This is a genomic window from Streptomyces sp. NPDC050548, assembly GCF_044457385.1.
Classification (GTDB): domain Bacteria; phylum Actinomycetota; class Actinomycetes; order Streptomycetales; family Streptomycetaceae; genus Streptomyces.
The window spans coordinates 116,064-134,040 of the sequence record NZ_JBITGV010000006.1; the positions used below are offsets into that span (position 1 = coordinate 116,064).

The window sequence follows — 17,977 nt, forward strand, 5'->3', positions numbered from 1 at the left end:
GTGCCTCTCAGCCCGTCTTGATGGGGAACAGGTGGGTGTGGACGCGCACTTGCTCGGATTCGGGGGCGTTCTGGTCGGGGGCGCGGCCCCGGTAGTCGTCGATCAGGGCGTGCATCCTGCCGATGAGTTCGGTGGCCAGCTCGGGTGTGAGCCGTAGCGTCATGTCGCTCATGTCGGAGGAGTGGGACCAGGCCTGGGGCCACTGGCCGCGGGTGCCGAGCCAGGCCGCCAGCTCGCGGCCGTGCCGTGCGGCGGCCTCCTGTATGAACACCTCCGCCAGTCCCCGGACCTCGGAACTCGCGTCCTCGAAGTCCGCGCTGTCGTAGCGGATGCTCTCGTCCACCGCCTGCCACCAGCGTTCCCGGCCCTTGCCGCGCTCGGGAGCGTCCTCGACGAAGCCGTGTTCGGCGAGCTGGCGCAGGTGGTAGCTCGTCGCGCCGCTGGACTCGCCCAGCCGCTCGGCCAGTTGGGACGCGGTCGCCGGACCGTGCCGCCGCAGTGCGTCCAGCAGCTGCATCCTCAGCGGATGGGCCAGACCGCGCAACGAGCGGGCGTCGAGGCGGCGTTGTTTCCGTTCTTCGTGCTCCTGCATGACTACAAAGATAGCCTTGCAAAGAACGCGTTGCAACCTCTTCTTTGCAACTCTGTCTCCGTAAGTCCCCGCCCCCCAGCGCTACTTCACCAACCCCTCCGCCTTCATCCAGTCCAACGCCACCTGATGCGGATCCTCCCCGTCGACATCCACCCTCGCGTTCAACGCCTGCGCCACCGTGTTGTTCAGCTTCTTCGTGACCGGGGCGAGGACCTCCGCGATCGCCGGCCACTTCTTCAGGGCCTTGGTGTTGATCTCGGGCGCCGCGTTGTAGTTGGGGAAGAACTTCTTGTCGTCGGCCATCACCGCGAGGTTCATCGACTTGATGCGGCCGTCGGTGGTGAAGACCTCGCCGTACGTACAACTCCCCTTCTTCACCTGGGTGTAGATGATCCCGGTGTCCATCTGGGTGATGTTCTTCGCCGGGATGCTCATGCCGTACGCCTTCTGCATGCCGGGCAGTCCGTCCGCGCGGTTGGCGAACTCGCTCTCCACGCACACCGTCACCGCGCCCGGGTCCTTCTTCGCCAGCGCGGCCACGTCCGACAGCGTCTTCGTGCCGTACTTCTTGAAGTTGGCCTGGTTCATGGCGAGCGCGTACGTGTTGTTGAGGGCGGAGGGAGGCAGCCAGGTCAGGCCGTTCTTCAGGTCCGCGTCCCGTACCGCCTGCCACTGTTTCATCGGGTCGGTGATCGGCTTGCTGTTGCCGAGATACGTGATCCACGCGGTGCCGGTGTACTCGTACATCCCGTCCGCGTCACCGGACTTGACGGCCTCCCGCGCTCCGATCGAACCCTGGATGCCGGTCCGGTCGAGGACGTCCGCGCCGGCCGCCTCGAAGGCGATGCCCATCATCGCGCCGAGGATCAGCTGCTCGGTGAACTCCTTCGACGTGACGGTGAGATGGGCGCCCTTGAGGGGCTCGCCCTTGCCGACCGTCCCGGGGCTGACGTCGTCGACCATGGGGGAGCCGCTGGTCAGTCCGCAGCCGGAGACGACGACGAGCGCGCCGACCGTCACCAGACCCAGACAGGTGCGTTTCATGTGCCCGCCTCCAATCCCCTTGGCCGCAGCAGCAGTTCGGCCAGGGAGGCCAGCCAGTCCACCAGCAGGGCGAGACTGACCGTGAGGATCGAGCCGAGGACCAGGACGGGCATCCGTTGCGTGGTGATACCGGTGGTGATCAGGACACCCAGGCCGCCGCCTCCGCCGAAGGTCGCCAGGGTCGCCGTGCCGACGTTCAGGACGAGGGCCGTTCGGACGCCGGCCAGGATGAGGGGGACCGCGAGGGGCAGCTCCACCCGTCTCAGGACGCCGAGTTGGGACATGCCGATACCCCGGGCCGCCTCCAGCAAAGTCGGGTCGTTGGCCTTCAGGCCGGCGATGGTGTTGGACAGGACCGGGAGGACGGCGTAGGCGATGATGCCGATCAGGGCCGCCTTCTCGCCGGTGCCCAGCCAGATCACCAGCAGGGCCAACAGGCCGATCGCCGGGGTCGCCTGGCCCATGTTGGCGAAGGTCATCGCGATCGGGGCGGCCTTCCGGAAGGCTCTGCGGGTCAGCAGGATGCCCAGCGGGATCGCGATGATCAGCACGAAGAACGTGGAGATCACGGTGAGTTGGACATGCTGCCAAAGGGCCTTGCTCACCTGCCCGTTGGACAGCGCGTTCTCCGAGATGGCGTCCAGGTGCGCCTGGTCGAACCACAGCCAGGTCGCCAGCAGGACCGCCACCAGGAACGCGGGCAGGATCGTCAGCTTCTGCCAAGTGATGCGGCGTTTCGGGGGAGTCGGGGGCGCCGGGGCCGCCGTCTCCTCCTCTGCTTCTTCCAGTTCGGGAGTGGTGCTCACGCCTTCTCCTCCCCTCCGGCGCCCTCCTGCTCGGCGTGCGTCTGGAGGGCCCGGGCCTCCTCCAGCTCGTGCTGCGCCTCCATCGCCTCCAGCCGGTCGGCCTCCAGGAGTTCGTGCACGGAGTTCATCAGCGTCTCCATGTCGACGACACCGATGTACTCACCGCGCCGCCCGGTGACCGCGACCCGCCCCGCGTTGTCCGTCAGCACGGCCTCCAGCGCGTCCCGGAGCGTCGCGTCCCGCGTCACCGTGTCGCTGACCAGCGTGCCCGCCCGGGCCAGTGAGCCCTTGGCGCGCATCATGTCGCCGCGCCGCAGCCACTTGTAGGGCCGGCCGCGCTTGTCGAGCAGCAGGATCTCGTTGGTGCCGCTGTCCCGGAGCTTGTTGAAGATGGTCTGGAGCGGGTCGTCGACCGTCACCGTCGGATAGTCGGTGATCTCCACGTCCCGTACGCGGGTGAGGTTGAGCCGTTTCAGGGCCGCTCCGGCGCCGACGAACCCGGACACGAAGTCGTCCGCCGGGTTGGTGAGGATCGCCTCCGGGGTGTCGAACTGCGCGATGTGCGAGCGTTCGCGCAGCACCGCGATCCGGTCGCCCAGTTTGATGGCCTCGTCGAAGTCGTGGGTGACGAAGACGATCGTCTTGTGCAGTTCGTGCTGAAGCCTGATCAACTCGTCCTGGAGATGGTCACGGGTGATCGGATCGACCGCGCCGAACGGTTCGTCCATCAGCAGCACCGGCGGATCCGCCGCCAACGCCCTTGCCACGCCCACGCGTTGCTGCTGTCCGCCGGAGAGCTGGCGCGGGTAACGGCCCTGGAACTCACCCGCGTCGAGACCGACCAGGTCGAGCATCTCCTCCACCCGGTCCCTGATCCGGGACTTCGACCAGCCGATCATCCTCGGGACGAGTGCGATGTTCTGGGCGACCGTCATGTGCGGGAAGAGCCCGCTGGACTGGATCGCGTAGCCGACCTTGCGGCGCAGCTTCACCGGGTCGATGTCGGTGACGTCCTCGCCGTTGATGCGGATCCGGCCGCCGGTCGGCTCGATCAGCCGGTTGATCATCTTGAGCGTGGTGGACTTGCCGCAGCCGGAGGGCCCGACGAAGACGACCAGCTCGCCCGCCTTGATCTCCATGTTGACGCTGTCGACCGCGGGCTGCGGGCTACCGGCATACCTCTTGGTCAGGTTCTCCAGCTCGATGGAGGCACCGGACGTGGTCGTGGACGGCTCAGGCACGGATCCCCCTGGGAATGGTCAGCCGTCCCAGCAGGACGTACGCGGCGTCGAACAGCAGCGCCAGGACGATGATCCCGAGCGTGCCCGCGAGCACCTGGTTGAGGGCGTTCTTGCTGCCGAGGGAGGCGAGGCCGCGGAAGATCTCGTTGCCGAGGCCGGGCCCGGAGGCGTAGGCCGCGATGGCCGCGATGCCCATCAGCATCTGGGTGGAGACCCGGATACCGGTGAGGATCGGCGGCCAGGCCAGCGGCAGTTCGACCCGCGCGAGCCGCGTCAGCCGGGACATCCCGATGCCCTTCGCCGCGTCCACCAGGGACGGGTCGACCCCGCGCAGCCCCACGATCGCGTTCCGCACGATCGGCAGCAGGCCGTACAGGGTCAGCGCGATCACCGTGGGCGGGACGCCGAGCCCCACGATCGGAATGAGCAGACCGATCATGGCGAGCGAGGGAATGGTCAGAATGGTCGAGGTGGCGGTGGTGGCCAGATTGCCCGCCCACTCGCTCCTGTACGTCACGACCCCGATCACCACGCCGATCAGCGTGGCCACGACCATGCACTGGAAGACCGCGCTGGCGTGTTGGTAGGCGTCGGTGAGCAGCTGCTGGTGCCGGTTGCCCACGTACTCCCAGAAGCTCACATGCCCACACCCCTACGTCGGCCAGGTCGTCCCTTCCGGGTCCGCCGCCGCCTGTTTCACCAGCGGGATGATCCGCAGTGGAACGGGGTTCTCCATCACGATCGCGGTGGCGGCCCGGACAATGCCATCAAAACCGACAACCCGGTCGATGACCCGCTGGAGATCGGCGTTCGAGCGGGCCACCAGCCGGCACAGCATGTCCCCGCTGCCGGTGGTGGTGTGCAGTTCGAGGACCTCCGGGACGGTCGCCAAGTGCGCCCGCACGTCCGTGCCTTGTCCCTGCCGGATCTCCAGCGTCGCGAACGCCGTGACCGGATAGCCGAGCGCCGCCGGATCGACCTGCGGCCCGAACCCGCGGATGACTCCATTCGACTGAAGCCGGTCCAGCCGCGCCTGCGCCGTCCCCCGGGCGACCCCCAGCCGCCGGGACATCTCCAGCACCCCGATGCGCGGCTCCTCGGCCAGCAGCGCGATGATCCGGCCGTCGAGCTGATCGATCCCCATGCCGGCGCCTCCCACGATGGTCATCATGTACAGAAAGTCCGCCGAAACGGTCGTAACACTGAACAAGCTGCCCAGCAGAAACGCAAACTATTGCGCACCTTGCCGGTGAGGGGGAGCCTGCGCTCATGACCCAGACCACTCACCACACTCCCGACACCGCCCGGCAGGCCGACCCCTTCCCGGTCAAGGGAATGGACGCGGTCGTCTTCGCCGTGGGCAACGCCAAGCAGGCGGCGCACTACTACTCCACGGCCTTCGGCATGACCCTGGCCGCCTACTCCGGACCGGAGAACGGCAGCCGCGAGACCGCCTCGTACGTCCTCACCAACGGCTCCGCCCGCTTCGTCTTCACCTCCGTGATCAAGCCCGCCACCCCCTGGGGCGAGTTCCTCACCCGCCATGTGGCCGAGCACGGCGACGGCGTCGTCGACCTCGCCATCGAGGTCCCGGACGCGCGCGCCGCGCACGCCTACGCCGTCGGGCACGGCGCCCGCTCGCTCGCCGAGCCGTACGAGCTGAAGGACGAGCACGGGACGGTCGTCCTGGCCGCGATCGCGACCTACGGCGAGACCCGCCACACGCTGGTCGAGCGCGTCGACTACGACGGCCCGTACCTCCCCGGCTTCGCCCCCGCCGACCCACTCGTCGAGGCGCCCGCCCACCGTACGTTCCAGGCCATCGACCACTGTGTCGGCAACGTCGAACTGGGCCACATGAACGAGTGGGTCGGCTTCTACAACAAGGTCATGGGCTTCACGAACATGAAGGAGTTCGTGGGCGACGACATCGCGACCGAGTACAGCGCGCTGATGTCGAAGGTCGTGGCCGACGGCACCCTGAAGGTCAAGTTCCCGATCAACGAACCGGCCGTCGCCAAGAAGAAGTCCCAGATCGACGAGTATCTGGAGTTCTACGGCGGCGCGGGCGTCCAGCACATCGCGCTCAACACCAACGACATCGTGCGGACGGTACGGACGATGCGCGCGGCCGGGGTCAAGTTCCTCGACACCCCCGACTCGTACTACGACACCCTCGGCGAGTGGGTCGGCGACACCCGCGTCCCCGTCGAGACCCTGCGCGAGCTGAAGATCCTCGCCGACCGCGACGAGGACGGGTACCTTCTCCAGATCTTCACCAAGCCGGTCCAGGACCGTCCTACGGTGTTCTTCGAACTCATCGAGCGGCACGGCTCGATGGGCTTCGGGAAGGGCAACTTCAAGGCCCTGTTCGAGGCGATCGAGCGGGAGCAGGAAAAGCGGGGCAACCTGTAACTCACGGGTCCCGCGAGGGACTTGGGAGGACCGTGGCCGACGCGCCCATCGACCTGACCGCACCGGCGGTGCGCTGGCTGTGGAACAAGGGCACCCTGCACGAACCCACGGTCCTCCAGTCGTTCGCCCTGGACGAGGTCCACCAGCGCCTGTACGTCCTCCAGTTGAGACAGGGCGGCGCCGAGGCGGGCAACCTCTGCCTCAACCAGCTCGACTACAAAGGCACTTCGCTCGGCCACATGCACCTCCAGGGCTTCGGGCACGGCGTCAGCATGGGCGTGCAGAACACCCCCGAGGGGGACGTCTGGATCTGGACCGAGGCCGCCGCGAAGGCCGGTTCGGGTGGCGCCTACGGCCAGGCCGTCACCCGCTTCCACTTCGCGAACGGCGCGGTCCGTACCGCCGCCGACGTGGCGATCCGCAAGCCGATCGCGAACTCCACGAACAACCAGCCCACGGTCTGCATGTCCTCGAACCGCATCGCCATCCGCTACCGCATCGCCAACAAACCCCGTTACCGCATATGGGACTTGGGCGCCTTCGTGGCCCGCGACTACGCCACACCGCTCGCCGACATCGCCCAGACCGGCGCCCACCCGGACCCGGCGATCCCGTTCCAGGGCTACGCCCTCGACGGCGACCACCTCTACCAACTCGCGGGCACCGCCTACGACTCCACCACCAACCCGCCCGCGAAACACGGCAACACCTACGTCTCCTGCCTCGACATCCGCACCGGCGAACTCCTCCAGCAGTCCCGCACGGAGGCCGGCTACACCCTCACCTACCGCGAACCGGAGGGCCTCGCCGTCCGCACGAAACCCGGCACCCGCCTGTGCGTGGGCTTCGCGTCCGGGGAGGCCGGGGCACGACGCTTCTCCCTCTGCCACAAGCCGTAGGCGAGGCCCCCGACCTCAAGACCTCAACCCGTCTTCTCCTGCGGCTCCTTGTCCTGCGGTTCCTTGTCCGTAGGCAGGGGCTCGGCCGGTGGCTCGCCCAGCGCGGCCAGCGCGGCCTGCGCCTGCGGCACCCGCAGCGGCGAGAAGTACGGGTTGATCTGCAACGCCTCCTGGAGATGCCGGCGCCCGGACGCGGGCTTGTCCAACCCCTGCTCGATCATGCCCCGGTGGAACGCGTACAGCGCGTCCCGCACCCCGCCCCCGTGCACCTTGTCCGTCGCCGTCGACGCGAACTTCAGCGCCTCCGCGTCCTGTCCGGCCCGATGCAGCGCCCACCCCAGCGCGTCCGCCACCGCGATCCCCGGCTGCCTGGCCCACTCGCCCCGCAGCCGCCGTACGGCATCCCGCGCGTCCCCGTGGTCCGATTCGAACACGCCGAGCACCAGCTCGTCGTCGACGCCGCCCGCGGTGTCCCGGGTCACCAGGGTCCGCAGGGTGTCGTACTGCACGCGGGCCGCCTGGGTGAGGCCCAGCGACTCGTACAACTCGCCCAGTTCCAGGGCGTATTGAGGGGTCGGCTGCTTGGCGAGGGCGACCTGGTAGGCGTTCAGGGCCTCCGAGGTGCGGCCCAGTGCCGCCAGTGCCCGGCCCTCACCGGCGAGCGCCTCCCGCTGGTCGGGATCGATCCGTACGGCCGCCTCGAAGTGCCGTAGCGCCACCTCCCGGTCCCCGCGTTCCCAGGCCAGCTCCCCGGCCCGCTGCCACCAGGCCGCCTGTTCGGCGGGCGCGGTCGCCCTGGCCGCCGCGTCGGCGAGCTGGGCGGCGGCGTCCTCGCGCCAGCCCCGGTCGCGGTAGACGTCGGCGGCGCGCGCCATCACGGCGGGTCCGGAGTGCAGTTCCTGGAGCTTTTCGAGGGTCCGCCGGGTCGCCTTGTAGTCGCCGAGGCCGGTGTACGCGTCGATCAGCAGCGGATACGTCGTCCAGCGCTTCGGCGCCAGTTTCACCGCGGCCTCGCCCCAGGTCTTGGCCGCCCGGAAGTCCCGCCGTTCGTTGGCGAGCGCCGCCAGGCCGTCCATCGCCACGGCGCTCGCGTCGTTGCCCTTCGCGCGGACCTTCAGCGAGGTGTGGAGGGCGTCGTCGGCCTTCGGGTAGTACAGGGCGTCTCCGGTCCGCCGTCCCTGCTCCACGTAGGCCACTCCGAGCACCGCCCACGAGCGCGCGTCCCGTGGATTGGCCCGCACCCGGGCCTCGCGGTCGCCGATCAGCGCGGCGAGGTCGGGCAGCGCGGCCGGTACCCCCGCGGTGACCGCGGTCAGCGCCTGCGTCTTGGGGCCCGGAGCGGGCGGCGGCACCCGGCGCGGTTCCTCGGGCAGCAGCCACAGCAGGCCGCCGACCATGGCACACCCGGCGACCGAGGCGATCAGCACCCGCCGCAGAACGGGGGAGCGGCGCTTGCGAGGCTCCGCCACCAGGGACGTACCCGGGCTCCGCTGTTCGTTCTCCATGGCGCTCACTCTGCGTCAGTACGACGACCACACCCTGGCAGCCGAAGCCGCGCGTGGACGGGGTTCACACCGATGGCCGCGAGTGCGACGCTGTGATCATGAGCCGTATCGAAGCGCCTCGCGACCACGACACCGGATCCCTTCTCGACCGCCTGCTGACCGGGCTGCCCGCCGAGGCCGTCCTCACCGACCCGGACGTCACGGTCTCGTACGCCAACGACATGGCGAGCTTCTGCCCGTCCGGCACCCCGGCCGTCGTCGTGCTGCCGCGCACGGTCGAACACGTCCAGCACGTGATGCGCGTCGCCACCGAACTGCGCGTCCCGGTCGTCCCGCAGGGCGCCCGCACCGGCCTGTCGGGCGCGGCGAACGCCTCCGAGGGCTGCATCGTGCTGTCCCTCGTCAAGATGGACCGCATCCTGGAGATCAGCCCGGTCGACCGCATCGCGGTCGTCGAGCCGGGCGTCATCAACGCGACCCTCTCCCGCGCGGTCAACGAACACGGCCTGTACTACCCGCCCGACCCCTCCAGCTGGGAGATGTGCACCATCGGCGGCAACATCGGCACCGCCTCGGGCGGGCTGTGCTGCGTGAAGTACGGGGTGACGGCCGAGTACGTCCTCGGCCTGGACGTCGTCCTCGCCGACGGACGGCTGATGAGCACGGGCCGTCGTACGGCCAAGGGGGTCGCCGGGTACGACCTGACCCGTCTGTTCGTCGGCTCGGAGGGCTCACTCGGGATCGTGGTCAAGGCGGTCCTGGCGCTGAAGCCGCAGCCGCCCCAACAGCTGGTCCTGGCGGCCGAGTTCGGGTCCGCGGCCGCCGCGTGCGACGCCGTGTGCCGGATCATGGAGGGCGGGCACGTGCCGTCCCTCCTCGAACTGATGGACCGTACGACCGTCAAGGCCGTGAACGACCTCGCGCACATGGGACTGCCGGAGAGCACCGAGGCGCTGCTCCTCGCCGCCTTCGACACGCTCGACCCCGCCGCCGACCTGGCCGCCGTAGGAGCCCTCTGCGAGGCCGCCGGAGCCACCCAGGTGGTGCCCGCCGAGGACGCGGCCGAGTCCGAACTCCTGCTCCAGGCGCGGCGGTTGTCGCTCACCGCGCTCGAAGCGGTCAAGGGCACGACGATGATCGACGACGTGTGCGTGCCCCGGTCGCGGCTCGGCGAGATGCTCGAAGGGGTGGAACGGGTCGGTGAGAAGTACCAGTTGACGATCGGCGTCTGCGCGCACGCGGGCGACGGCAACACCCACCCCACCGTCTGCTTCGACGCGCAGGACCCCGACGAGTCCCGGCGGGCCCGCGAGTCCTTCGACGAGATCATGGCCCTCGGCCTGGAGCTCGGCGGCACCATCACCGGCGAACACGGCGTCGGCGTCCTGAAGAAGGAGTGGCTGGCCCGCGAGATCGGGCCGGTGGGCGTGGAGATGCAGCGGGCGGTCAAGGCGACCTTCGACCCGCTGGGGATCCTCAACCCCGGCAAACTCTTCTGACCCCGTTCCTCGCTACGGCTCACTCCCCGTCCCGCGACTCGTCCGACGGCCACGGGTCGCGCAGCCACAGGTCGTCGGCCGGGGTCGGTGCGAGCAGCTCGGCCAGGCCGTCGTCGATGCCGAGCTGCTCCGCCTCAGAGCCCGGGGGCACCACCCGCAGGGTCCGCTCCAGCCACGCCGACACCTGGGCCGCCGGGGCCTCCAGGAGGGCGTCCCCGTCGGGTGAACTCAGCGCCATCAGGACGACGCTGCGCCCCTCCACCTTCGTCGGCCACACCCGCACGTCCCCGTGCCCGCACGGCCGGAACACCCCCTCGACGAGCAGTTCGCGGGCGAACGTCCAGTGCACGGGGTGCTCGGAGGTGATGTGGAAGGAGATGTGGACGGCGTACGGGTCGTCGGTGCGGTAGCTGAGCCGGGCCGGAACGGGAATGCTCCGTTCCGGCGACAGGATCAGCCTCAGCTCCAACTCCCGCTCTACGACTGTGTGCATGACGTGTGTCCTCTCGTGCTCGCGGGTCCCGCGGTGGGCCCGTACGAGTGGAGAGGGCGTGCGGCCGTAAGCATTACGCGACTTCGGGAAACTTTTTTTTGCGCGAGGCTTCGCGAAGGCGTCACGGGGCTTCGGGGCGTGTGGACTCCGTGCACGAGCTTGCCCGGAAAGGGGTGGGTCCGACCGGACGGGCAGTGGCGGTCGCACGGGTCTGATAGATGTGGACACCCCCATTTGACCTCCGAGCAGATACGGGACGACGGACATGAGCGCCCCAACCCCGGCACCCGGTGACGACAGGCCCCGCGAGGGGTACTACCCGGACCCGTCCATTCCTGGATACGTCCGGTACTGGAACGGCGCGGCCTGGGTGCCCGGCACCAGCCGCCCGGCGCCGTCGGACGGGCTGGCGCCCGGCGCGGGCCCGTCCGTCGAGGAGACCGGCCCGCACTTCTTCGACGAGGACCCCGAACCGGCGTCGGCCTGGGGCGCGGACCGCGCCCACCAGAGCGGTTTCGGCGGCGCCCGGGACCACCACGTCTCCTGGGGCACCCCGGACCCGAGGGTCCCCGCCCAACCGGACGAACCGTCCACCCCCGGCACCTTCGTCTTCAACCGCCAGACCCCGGCCCCGGACCTCCCCGACGAGGGCACGACGACTTTCCGCCGCCAGGGCCCGCGCACCCCGCAACAGGGCGGGGCGCCGGGGGCGCAGGGCGGGGGCACGGGGGCCGCGGGCGGCGCGTCGGCGGGGGCAGGGGCTCCGGGCGACTTCGGCGCGCGGGGCTCCGCCGGGACCGGCTCGGGGGCGGGTGGGTTCGGCGCACAGAGGCCGGGCGGCTCCGGATCGGGAGCCGGCGCGGCGGCAGGCGGTTTCGGCCCGCAGGGCTCGGCCGGTTCGGGCGCGGGGGCCTTCGGCGCACCGGGCTCCGCCTCGGCCGGGGACGACGGTGCCCGGGGCTCTGCTGGCTCCGCCGCCGGGGGGTACGGCCCGCAGGGTTCGGCGGGGGCCGGCCCGGGTGCCGGTGGGTTCGGTGCGCAGGGTTCGGGCGGCTCCGGATCGGCAGCTGGTGGGTCCGGCGCACAGGGCTCGGCGGGCTCCGGCCCGCAGGGATCAGGTGGCTCTGATGCGGGCGCCGGAGGCTACAGATCGCAGGGGCCGGCCGGTTCGGCCGGCGGAGGCTACGGGCCCGTCGGGACCGGCTCCGCCGACGGGGACTACGGCGCCCGGGGCTCCGCCGGGACCGGTTCCGGCCCAGGCGGTTTCGGTGCGGCGCCCGCCTCCGATGGGCGGCGACCCGGCGGAAATCCGCCCGCGACCGGTGGGCAGGGGCCCGGCGGCAGTTCGCCCGCCGCGGGCCAGGGACCGGGCGGAAATCCGCCGGTCACCGATCCCTCCGGCCCCGGCTTCGGTGCCGGAAAGGCAGCCGCCGCGCGTGCCGCCGCGGCCCAGGCCGGCCGGGCAGGCACCGGCACGGGAACGCCCGTATCCCAGGCGCAAGAGGGCTGGGCAGACTCCGCTGCGGGGGCGCCCGCGGCCCAGGGCCAGGCTCAAGCCCAGGCCGGCCGGCCAGGCACCGGTACCGAGGCGCCCGCCGCCCCCGGCGTTCCCCAGCAGTCCGGCCCGGTGCAGTCCCAGGCGGGCTCCGGAGGCACGCCCATGGCCTCCGGTGCCGGTGGTGGGCAGCCCTCCTGGGCGCAGCAGGTGCACCGGCTGGCGGGGGACGAGGACGGGCCCGTGGCGCCCTGGAAGCCGCCCGTGGACGACGTGTTCCAGGCGGCGGCCCGGCGGCAGGCGGCGGCCCGCCCCGCGGGGCTCGGCAAGCGGCTGGTGGCCCGGCTCGTCGACACCCTCGTGCTCGGCGCGGTCACCGCGGCCGCGGCCGTACCGCTCGGCACCAAGGCCGTCGACCACATCAACGAGAAGATCGACGCGGCCAAGCTCTCCGGCCGCGCCGAGACGGTCTGGCTGCTGGACGGCACCACGTCCGCCTACCTCGGCATCGTCCTCGCCGTACTCCTCCTCTTCGGCGTCCTCTACGAGGCGCTGCCCACCGCCAAGTGGGGCCGCACCCTCGGCAAGAAGCTCTGCGGTCTTGAGGTGCGCGGCATCGAGAGCCACGAGCCGCCCGGCGTCGGCGGGGCGTTGCGCCGCTGGCTGGTCTACAGCGTCCCGGGTGTGCTCGGCATCGGGATCGTCGGCGTCGTCTGGTGCCTCTTCGACCGGCCCTGGCGCCAGTGCTGGCACGACAAGGCCGCACATACGTTCGTAGCGGGATAGCGCGGTACGGCATCCGGGGTACCAGAATCCGTACCCCGGACGGCCGCTCGCCGGATGCGGAGCCGTGGTGTTCGCGGTCGACTCGGGCCATGAGTACCGAACCGCCTCCGGGCTCCGGCGGGCAGCCGCCGGAAGACGACCCGTTCAGGAAGCAGCCCCCTCCTGGCCAGGGATCGGGCTCACCGTACGACCCGCCGTCGTACGGCGGTCAGCCGCCGCCCTTCGGCAGCGAACCGCCACCCTACGGCGGCGGCTCCTACCCCACCGACCCCCTCGCCGGCATGCCCCCGCTCGCCGACAGCGGCCGGCGCACGCTCGCCCGGATCATCGACATGATCCTCGTCGGCATCGTCGTCTGGCTGCTCACCTGGGCCTTCGGCGTGCACGAGTACAAAATCAACTCCGACCACGTGTCGTACGCCAAGTCGCTCGGACAGTCCCTCACCGCGGCCGTGCTGTACATGGGCTACGACACCGTGATGCTCGCCAAGTCGGGCCAGACGCTGGGCAAGAAGTGGCTGGGCCTGCGGGTGGCCAACCTCGACAACGGGTCGACGCCCTCCGTGCAGACGAACCTGATCCGCGCGGCGGTGCTGTGGATCCCGTTCGCGTTCTGCTGCGCCTGCATCTGGACGGCGATCAGCGGCGGTTGGAGCTTCTTCGACAAGCCGTACAAGCAGGGCCTGCACGACAAGGCGGCCAAGACCGTGGTGGTCAGCACGCGTTGAGGCGGCCGGGTACAACACCCGGGCGTACACAAGCGATCGGCGGGTCCGTCGTCAACGGACCCGCCGATTCGCGTGGTTGAGCCTGTGCTTGAGCTTGTGCCTGCCCTTGGGGCTGTGCTTGTTCTAGGGAGTGCTCCGCTCCCGTACCGGCTCCGCCGACGAGACGGCGGCGGCGGACACGGTCTCCCGCCGCACCGGCACGCGCCTGCGCTGCGGAACGACCGCCGGGGCGGGCGCGGTGGTGGCCGCCGTGCGGGCCGGGGCCGGGGCCGTGGCACGGGGCTTGGGCTGTGGCACCGTCAGGGAGACGAGCAGCCCGAGGGCGAGCGCCGCGAAGGCGACGACCGCGATCCCCAGACCCGAACTCGTCTGTGACAGCAGCAGCATGGCGAGCGTCGAGAAGATCACGGTGAACGAACCGTAGGCGAGCTGTGCGGCGGTCGGACGAGGCATGGCAATCGAGTCCTCGTTAGGCGATGGAGGGGAGCTGTGAAAGGGGGGTGCGACAAGGATGTCGGCCTGGCTTTCCGCCGGGTTCCGGGCGATCCGCCAATCGACTCTATTCGCCTGCATGCCCGAGCGGAACGTGCAGTAAGCATGACCTAACACACAGCTCCGGAGCATGGGGGGCGCACGGAGTCATACCGTCCACCAAGTGGACGGATGCACGCGCCCGTTGAGCGATGCACAAGTTGCCTGTGCGTGTCCGTAAAGCGGACCCCGGCTTCGCATAGTGCACTTGTCCTGCTCAAGTCAAGGTCTGTCTTTTCTCGTAAACCTCTAGTCAAATAACGTCACTTGACTATCACGCGTACACCGCGCGCGGACCTTCCATGACTTCCAGGACCCCCCCTTCCGCGCGGTCGGGTACGCAGGGGAGGACATCAAGTGACCAGCAGACCCTGGACGTTCAGAGCGGCCGCGATCGGTGTCGCCCTCGCGGCGGCCACCGCCACGTTCTCGACGTTCGCCGTGGCGGAGGCCAACACCTCGGCCGAGTCCGCCGCCGTGGACCGGCACGACCCCGCGCCGGTCGCGCAGAAGGAGCACGACCTCGACGGCCCGCTGAGCAAGACGCAGGACGCCCAGCGCCAGGAGGCCCTCAACGAGGTCATAGCCGGCAAGGCGTCCGTCAAGGACCGCAACGGCTCGAAGGTCGTCCAGCTCAAGAGCAAGGGCGGCAAGAGCAAGTACGTCGAACTGAGCCGGGAGAAGACCGACAAGATCTTCACGATCCTGGTCGAGTTCGGCGACCAGGTCGACACCCGCTACGGCGGCACCGTGGGCCCGCTGCACAACCAGATAGCCGCGCCGGACCGCACGAAGGACAACTCCACGGCCTGGCAGGCGGATTACAACCAGGCGCACTTCCAGGACCTGTACTTCGGCACCGGCAAGAACACCGAGTCGCTCAAGAAGTACTACGAGAAGCAGTCCTCGGGCCGCTACTCGGTCGACGGCGAGGTCACCGACTGGGTCAAGGTCCCCTACAACGAGGCCCGTTACGGCTCCAACAAGGCCTCCACCGGCGCCTGGTACGCGGTGCAGGACGGCGTCAACGCCTGGGTCGCCCAGCGCGAGGCCGCCGGCGACACGGCCGCCGAGATCAAGACGGAGCTGGCCCAGTTCGACCAGTGGGACCGCTACGACTACGACGGCGACGGCAACTTCAACGAGCCCGACGGCTACATCGACCACTTCCAGATCGTGCACGCCGGCGAGGACGAGTCCGCCGGCGGCGGCGCGCAGGGCGAGGACGCGATCTGGGCCCACCGCTGGTACGCCTTCGGCACCGACGCCGGCTCCACCGGGCCGGACACCAACAAGCTCGGCGGCACCCAGGTCGGCGACACCGGCGTCTGGGTCGGCGACTACACCATCCAGCCGGAGAACGGCGGACTCGGCGTCTACGCCCACGAGTACGGCCACGACCTCGGCCTGCCCGACGAGTACGACACCGCGGGCGGCGAGAACTCCACCGGCTTCTGGACGCTGATGTCGTCCGGCTCCTGGCTCGGCACGGGCAAGGAGGCCATCGGCGACCTGCCCGGCGACATGAACGCCTGGGACAAGCTCCAACTGGGCTGGCTGGACTACGACGTGGCCAAGGCCGGCGTCAAGTCCAAGCACACGCTGGGCGTCGCGGAGTACAACACCAAGAACGCGCAGGCACTGGTGGTGCAGTTGCCCGAGAAGGCGGTCACCACCGAGGTGGTCACCCCGGCGCAGGGCACCACGCAGTGGTGGAGCGGCAGCGGCAACAGCCTGAGCAACACCCTTTCCCGCACAGTGGACTTGACCGGCAAGTCGTCGGCCGCGCTCACGCTGGACGGCTGGTACGACGCCGAGCAGGACTACGACTACCTCTACACCGAGGTGTCGAAGGACGGCGGCGCGACCTGGACCCCGATCGACGGCACCCTGGCCGACGGCTCCGCCATCCCGCGTGACGGCAGCGGCAACCCCGCCCTCACCGGCACGGCCGCCGCGTACCAGAAGCTGACGTACCCGCTGGACGCCTACGCGGGCCAGAAGATCGACGTGCGCTTCCGCTACCAGACGGACAGCGGCGTGGCCCAGAAGGGCTTCGCGGCCGACGAGATCACGGTGACCGCCGACGGCGCCACCCTCTTCTCCGACAACGCCGAGTCCGCGGACGCGGCCTGGACGGCGAAGGGCTTCTCGCGCATCGGCTCGTCCTTCACGGACGACTACGCGCAGTACTACATCGCCGAGAACCGTCAATACGTGTCGTACGACAAGGTGTTGAAGGTCGGCCCGTACAACTTCGGCTTCTCGACGACCCGTCCGGACTGGGTGGAGCACTACGCCTACCAGAACGGCCTGTTGATCTGGAAGTGGGACACCTCGCAGGCGGACGACAACACCAGTGAGCACGCCGGTGAGGGTCTGATCCTGCCGATCGACTCCCACCCGACGCAGCTGAAGTGGACCGACGGCACGCTGATGCGCAACCGCATCCAGGCCTACGACTCGCCGTTCAGCCTGTACCGCACGGACTCGGTCACGCTGCACAAGGCCGACGTCGCCACCAAGATCAAGTCGCAGCCGGGCGTCCCCGTCTTCGACGACGGCAAGTCGACCTACTACGACACGTCGAACCCGACGGCCGGTGTCAAGATCACTGACACCAACACCCGGATCAAGATCGTCAAGGAGCCGCTGAACGGCTCGACGGTCACGCTCCAGGTCGGCCCCTCGGCGAAGTAGTCGGTAAAACCGCAGGTCAGAAGCGTATCGGCGGCGACCCCCTGGCGGGTCGCCGCCGATACGTGTTTAGGTGCGTCCTGTGCCCGTCTTATTGACACCGACATCTACACCGACATCGACACCGACTCGCACGGGGGTGTGACCGCATTGTCCGCAGGAGGTTTCTGCAAGCTGCCCACAGGCAGCGTGGTGGTGGCGTTGAACCTGCCAAGACCCACCGCCCAGGGCGACGGCTGCGTACGCGTGCTCGTCCACGCCCGCAACCGCGCCCGGGCCCTGACCCGGCTCCGCAACCTCGGCATGCGGGCGGTCTACCTGCGCGGCAACGCGGAACCACCGACCCCGGACGAGATCACCGCGGTCCTGCACCACCCCGACGGCCTGATATGGCGCACGGCCCCTGACAACGCTGTCGCGGTCCCCGGCGCGGAGCTGCCGCACGAGCTGTGGCACCCGATCAGGGCACTGCTGCGGAGGCCTCCGGCGGCTGCGTGAGGGGTTGTGCGTTGGCTGCGGGCCCGGTGGGGGCCGAGCGCGCAGTTCCCCGCGCCCCTAAAAGCGACTGTGCTGGTCCGACGTTTAGGGGCGCGGGGAACTGCGCGACCAGCCCCCACCGGCTTGCAGCCGAAGAACGACTCAGACGACCGGTTTCCCAGTCAACTCAACGCCGGCCGCACGAAGCTCCTCCAACGCCCGGTCGGTGGTCTCCTTCGCCACCCCGGCCGTCAGATCAAGCAACACCTGCGTACGAAACCCCTCCCGCACCGAGTCCAACGCGGTCGCCTTCACGCAGTGGTCGGTAGCGATCCCGACGACATCCACCTCGTCGATCTCCCGCGCCCGCAACCAGTCCCCGAGCCCGACCCCGTTCTCGTCCCGCCCCTCGAACCCGCTGTACGCCGCCGCGTACGCCCCCTTGTCGAAGACGGCGTCGATCGCGCCGGAGGCGACCGCGGGCGCGAAGTTCGGATGGAACCCGACCCCCTCCGTGCCCGCGACGCAGTGCGCGGGCCAGGAGTGGGCGTAGTCGGGGTTGTCGGCGAAGTGGCCGCCGGGTGCGATGTGGTGGTCGCGGGTGGCCACGACATGCCGGTAGCCGGCGGGCGCCTGCCCGATCAGCTCGGTCACGGCGGCGGCCACGTCGGCACCACCGGCCACCGCGAGACTGCCCCCCTCGCAGAAGTCGTTCTGCACGTCAACGACGATCAAGGCGCGGCGCATGGTGGTGTCCTTCGCGGAGAGT

17 protein-coding genes are annotated in these 17,977 nt (G+C 69.9%); 7 read left to right on the forward strand and 10 right to left on the reverse strand.

From position 1 onward, the window contains the following. Positions 1 to 7: 7 nt before the first annotated feature. From ACIBJH_RS18465 to ACIBJH_RS18490, 6 genes are all read right to left on the reverse strand, one after another. A complete protein-coding gene (locus ACIBJH_RS18465) occupies positions 8 to 592 on the reverse strand; it encodes an ArsR/SmtB family transcription factor (RefSeq protein ID WP_399117893.1) in 585 nt (194 codons plus the stop codon). An 81-nt stretch (positions 593 to 673) separates the two neighbouring features. Continuing rightward, positions 674 to 1,636 carry a glycine betaine ABC transporter substrate-binding protein gene (locus ACIBJH_RS18470; protein ID WP_399117894.1) on the reverse strand — a complete coding sequence of 321 codons (963 nt, stop codon included), beginning with the start codon at positions 1,634 to 1,636 and terminating at the stop codon, positions 674 to 676. Beyond that, the gene (locus ACIBJH_RS18475) at positions 1,633 to 2,442 is read right to left on the reverse strand and encodes an ABC transporter permease (protein ID WP_399117895.1); all 810 of its coding nucleotides are present in this window, start codon (positions 2,440 to 2,442) and stop codon (positions 1,633 to 1,635) included. The genes ACIBJH_RS18470 and ACIBJH_RS18475 overlap by 4 nt, the downstream gene beginning before the upstream one ends. Next, positions 2,439 to 3,683, reverse strand: a complete 1,245-nt coding sequence (locus ACIBJH_RS18480) for a betaine/proline/choline family ABC transporter ATP-binding protein (protein WP_399117896.1) — start codon at positions 3,681 to 3,683, stop codon at positions 2,439 to 2,441. The genes ACIBJH_RS18475 and ACIBJH_RS18480 overlap by 4 nt, the downstream gene beginning before the upstream one ends. Continuing rightward, the gene (locus tag ACIBJH_RS18485; protein ID WP_399117897.1) at positions 3,676 to 4,323 is read right to left on the reverse strand and encodes an ABC transporter permease; all 648 of its coding nucleotides are present in this window, start codon (positions 4,321 to 4,323) and stop codon (positions 3,676 to 3,678) included. The genes ACIBJH_RS18480 and ACIBJH_RS18485 overlap by 8 nt, the downstream gene beginning before the upstream one ends. A gap of 12 nt (positions 4,324 to 4,335) precedes the next feature. Continuing rightward, positions 4,336 to 4,827, reverse strand: coding sequence for an Lrp/AsnC family transcriptional regulator (locus ACIBJH_RS18490; protein WP_399117898.1), 492 nt, complete (start codon positions 4,825 to 4,827; stop codon positions 4,336 to 4,338). A 125-nt stretch (positions 4,828 to 4,952) separates the two neighbouring features. Here ACIBJH_RS18490 and hppD point away from each other — a divergent pair, with 125 nt between their 5' ends. Both hppD and ACIBJH_RS18500 read left to right on the forward strand, forming a co-directional pair. Beyond that, positions 4,953 to 6,098, forward strand: coding sequence for a 4-hydroxyphenylpyruvate dioxygenase (hppD, locus tag ACIBJH_RS18495; RefSeq protein WP_381253709.1), 1,146 nt, complete (start codon positions 4,953 to 4,955; stop codon positions 6,096 to 6,098). Between the two features lie 32 nt (positions 6,099 to 6,130). After that, a complete protein-coding gene (locus tag ACIBJH_RS18500) occupies positions 6,131 to 6,997 on the forward strand; it encodes a Teichoic acid biosynthesis protein C (Precursor) (protein ID WP_399117899.1) in 867 nt (288 codons plus the stop codon). A gap of 23 nt (positions 6,998 to 7,020) precedes the next feature. Here the strand turns inward: ACIBJH_RS18500 and ACIBJH_RS18505 are convergent, their stop codons facing one another. Beyond that, entirely contained in the window at positions 7,021 to 8,502 is a 1,482-nt protein-coding gene (locus ACIBJH_RS18505) for a tetratricopeptide repeat protein (RefSeq protein ID WP_399117900.1), read from the reverse strand. Between the two features lie 92 nt (positions 8,503 to 8,594). On the opposite strand from ACIBJH_RS18505, the gene ACIBJH_RS18510 reads away from it, so the two are divergent. After that, positions 8,595 to 10,001: an FAD-binding oxidoreductase gene (locus ACIBJH_RS18510; RefSeq protein ID WP_399118197.1), complete on the forward strand. Its 1,407-nt coding sequence runs from the start codon at positions 8,595 to 8,597 to the stop codon at positions 9,999 to 10,001. A gap of 19 nt (positions 10,002 to 10,020) precedes the next feature. Here ACIBJH_RS18510 and ACIBJH_RS18515 read toward each other — a convergent pair whose 3' ends face one another. Then, positions 10,021 to 10,494, reverse strand: a complete 474-nt coding sequence (locus ACIBJH_RS18515) for an SsgA family sporulation/cell division regulator (RefSeq protein ID WP_399117901.1) — start codon at positions 10,492 to 10,494, stop codon at positions 10,021 to 10,023. Between the two features lie 265 nt (positions 10,495 to 10,759). On the opposite strand from ACIBJH_RS18515, the gene ACIBJH_RS18520 reads away from it, so the two are divergent. After that, the gene (locus ACIBJH_RS18520) at positions 10,760 to 12,775 is read left to right on the forward strand and encodes an RDD family protein (RefSeq protein ID WP_399117902.1); all 2,016 of its coding nucleotides are present in this window, start codon (positions 10,760 to 10,762) and stop codon (positions 12,773 to 12,775) included. An 89-nt stretch (positions 12,776 to 12,864) separates the two neighbouring features. Further along, complete coding sequence (locus tag ACIBJH_RS18525) at positions 12,865 to 13,503, forward strand: RDD family protein (RefSeq protein ID WP_399117903.1); 639 nt, start codon at positions 12,865 to 12,867, stop codon at positions 13,501 to 13,503. Between the two features lie 123 nt (positions 13,504 to 13,626). Here the strand turns inward: ACIBJH_RS18525 and ACIBJH_RS18530 are convergent, their stop codons facing one another. Beyond that, on the reverse strand, positions 13,627 to 13,956 hold the full coding sequence (locus ACIBJH_RS18530; RefSeq protein ID WP_399117904.1) for a hypothetical protein: 330 nt from the start codon (positions 13,954 to 13,956) through the stop codon (positions 13,627 to 13,629). A gap of 435 nt (positions 13,957 to 14,391) precedes the next feature. Here ACIBJH_RS18530 and ACIBJH_RS18535 point away from each other — a divergent pair, with 435 nt between their 5' ends. Together ACIBJH_RS18535 and ACIBJH_RS18540 are read left to right on the forward strand one after the other, a co-directional pair. Then, positions 14,392 to 16,734, forward strand: coding sequence for an immune inhibitor A domain-containing protein (locus tag ACIBJH_RS18535; protein ID WP_399117905.1), 2,343 nt, complete (start codon positions 14,392 to 14,394; stop codon positions 16,732 to 16,734). Between the two features lie 147 nt (positions 16,735 to 16,881). Continuing rightward, on the forward strand, positions 16,882 to 17,229 hold the full coding sequence (locus ACIBJH_RS18540; RefSeq protein WP_399117906.1) for a hypothetical protein: 348 nt from the start codon (positions 16,882 to 16,884) through the stop codon (positions 17,227 to 17,229). Positions 17,230 to 17,370: 141 nt separating this feature from the next. On the opposite strand, the gene ACIBJH_RS18545 is transcribed toward ACIBJH_RS18540, so the two are convergent. After that, positions 17,371 to 17,955 (reverse strand): isochorismatase family protein, encoded by a 585-nt coding sequence (locus tag ACIBJH_RS18545; RefSeq protein WP_019065926.1) that lies wholly within the window; start codon positions 17,953 to 17,955, stop codon positions 17,371 to 17,373. Positions 17,956 to 17,977: the final 22 nt, after the last annotated feature.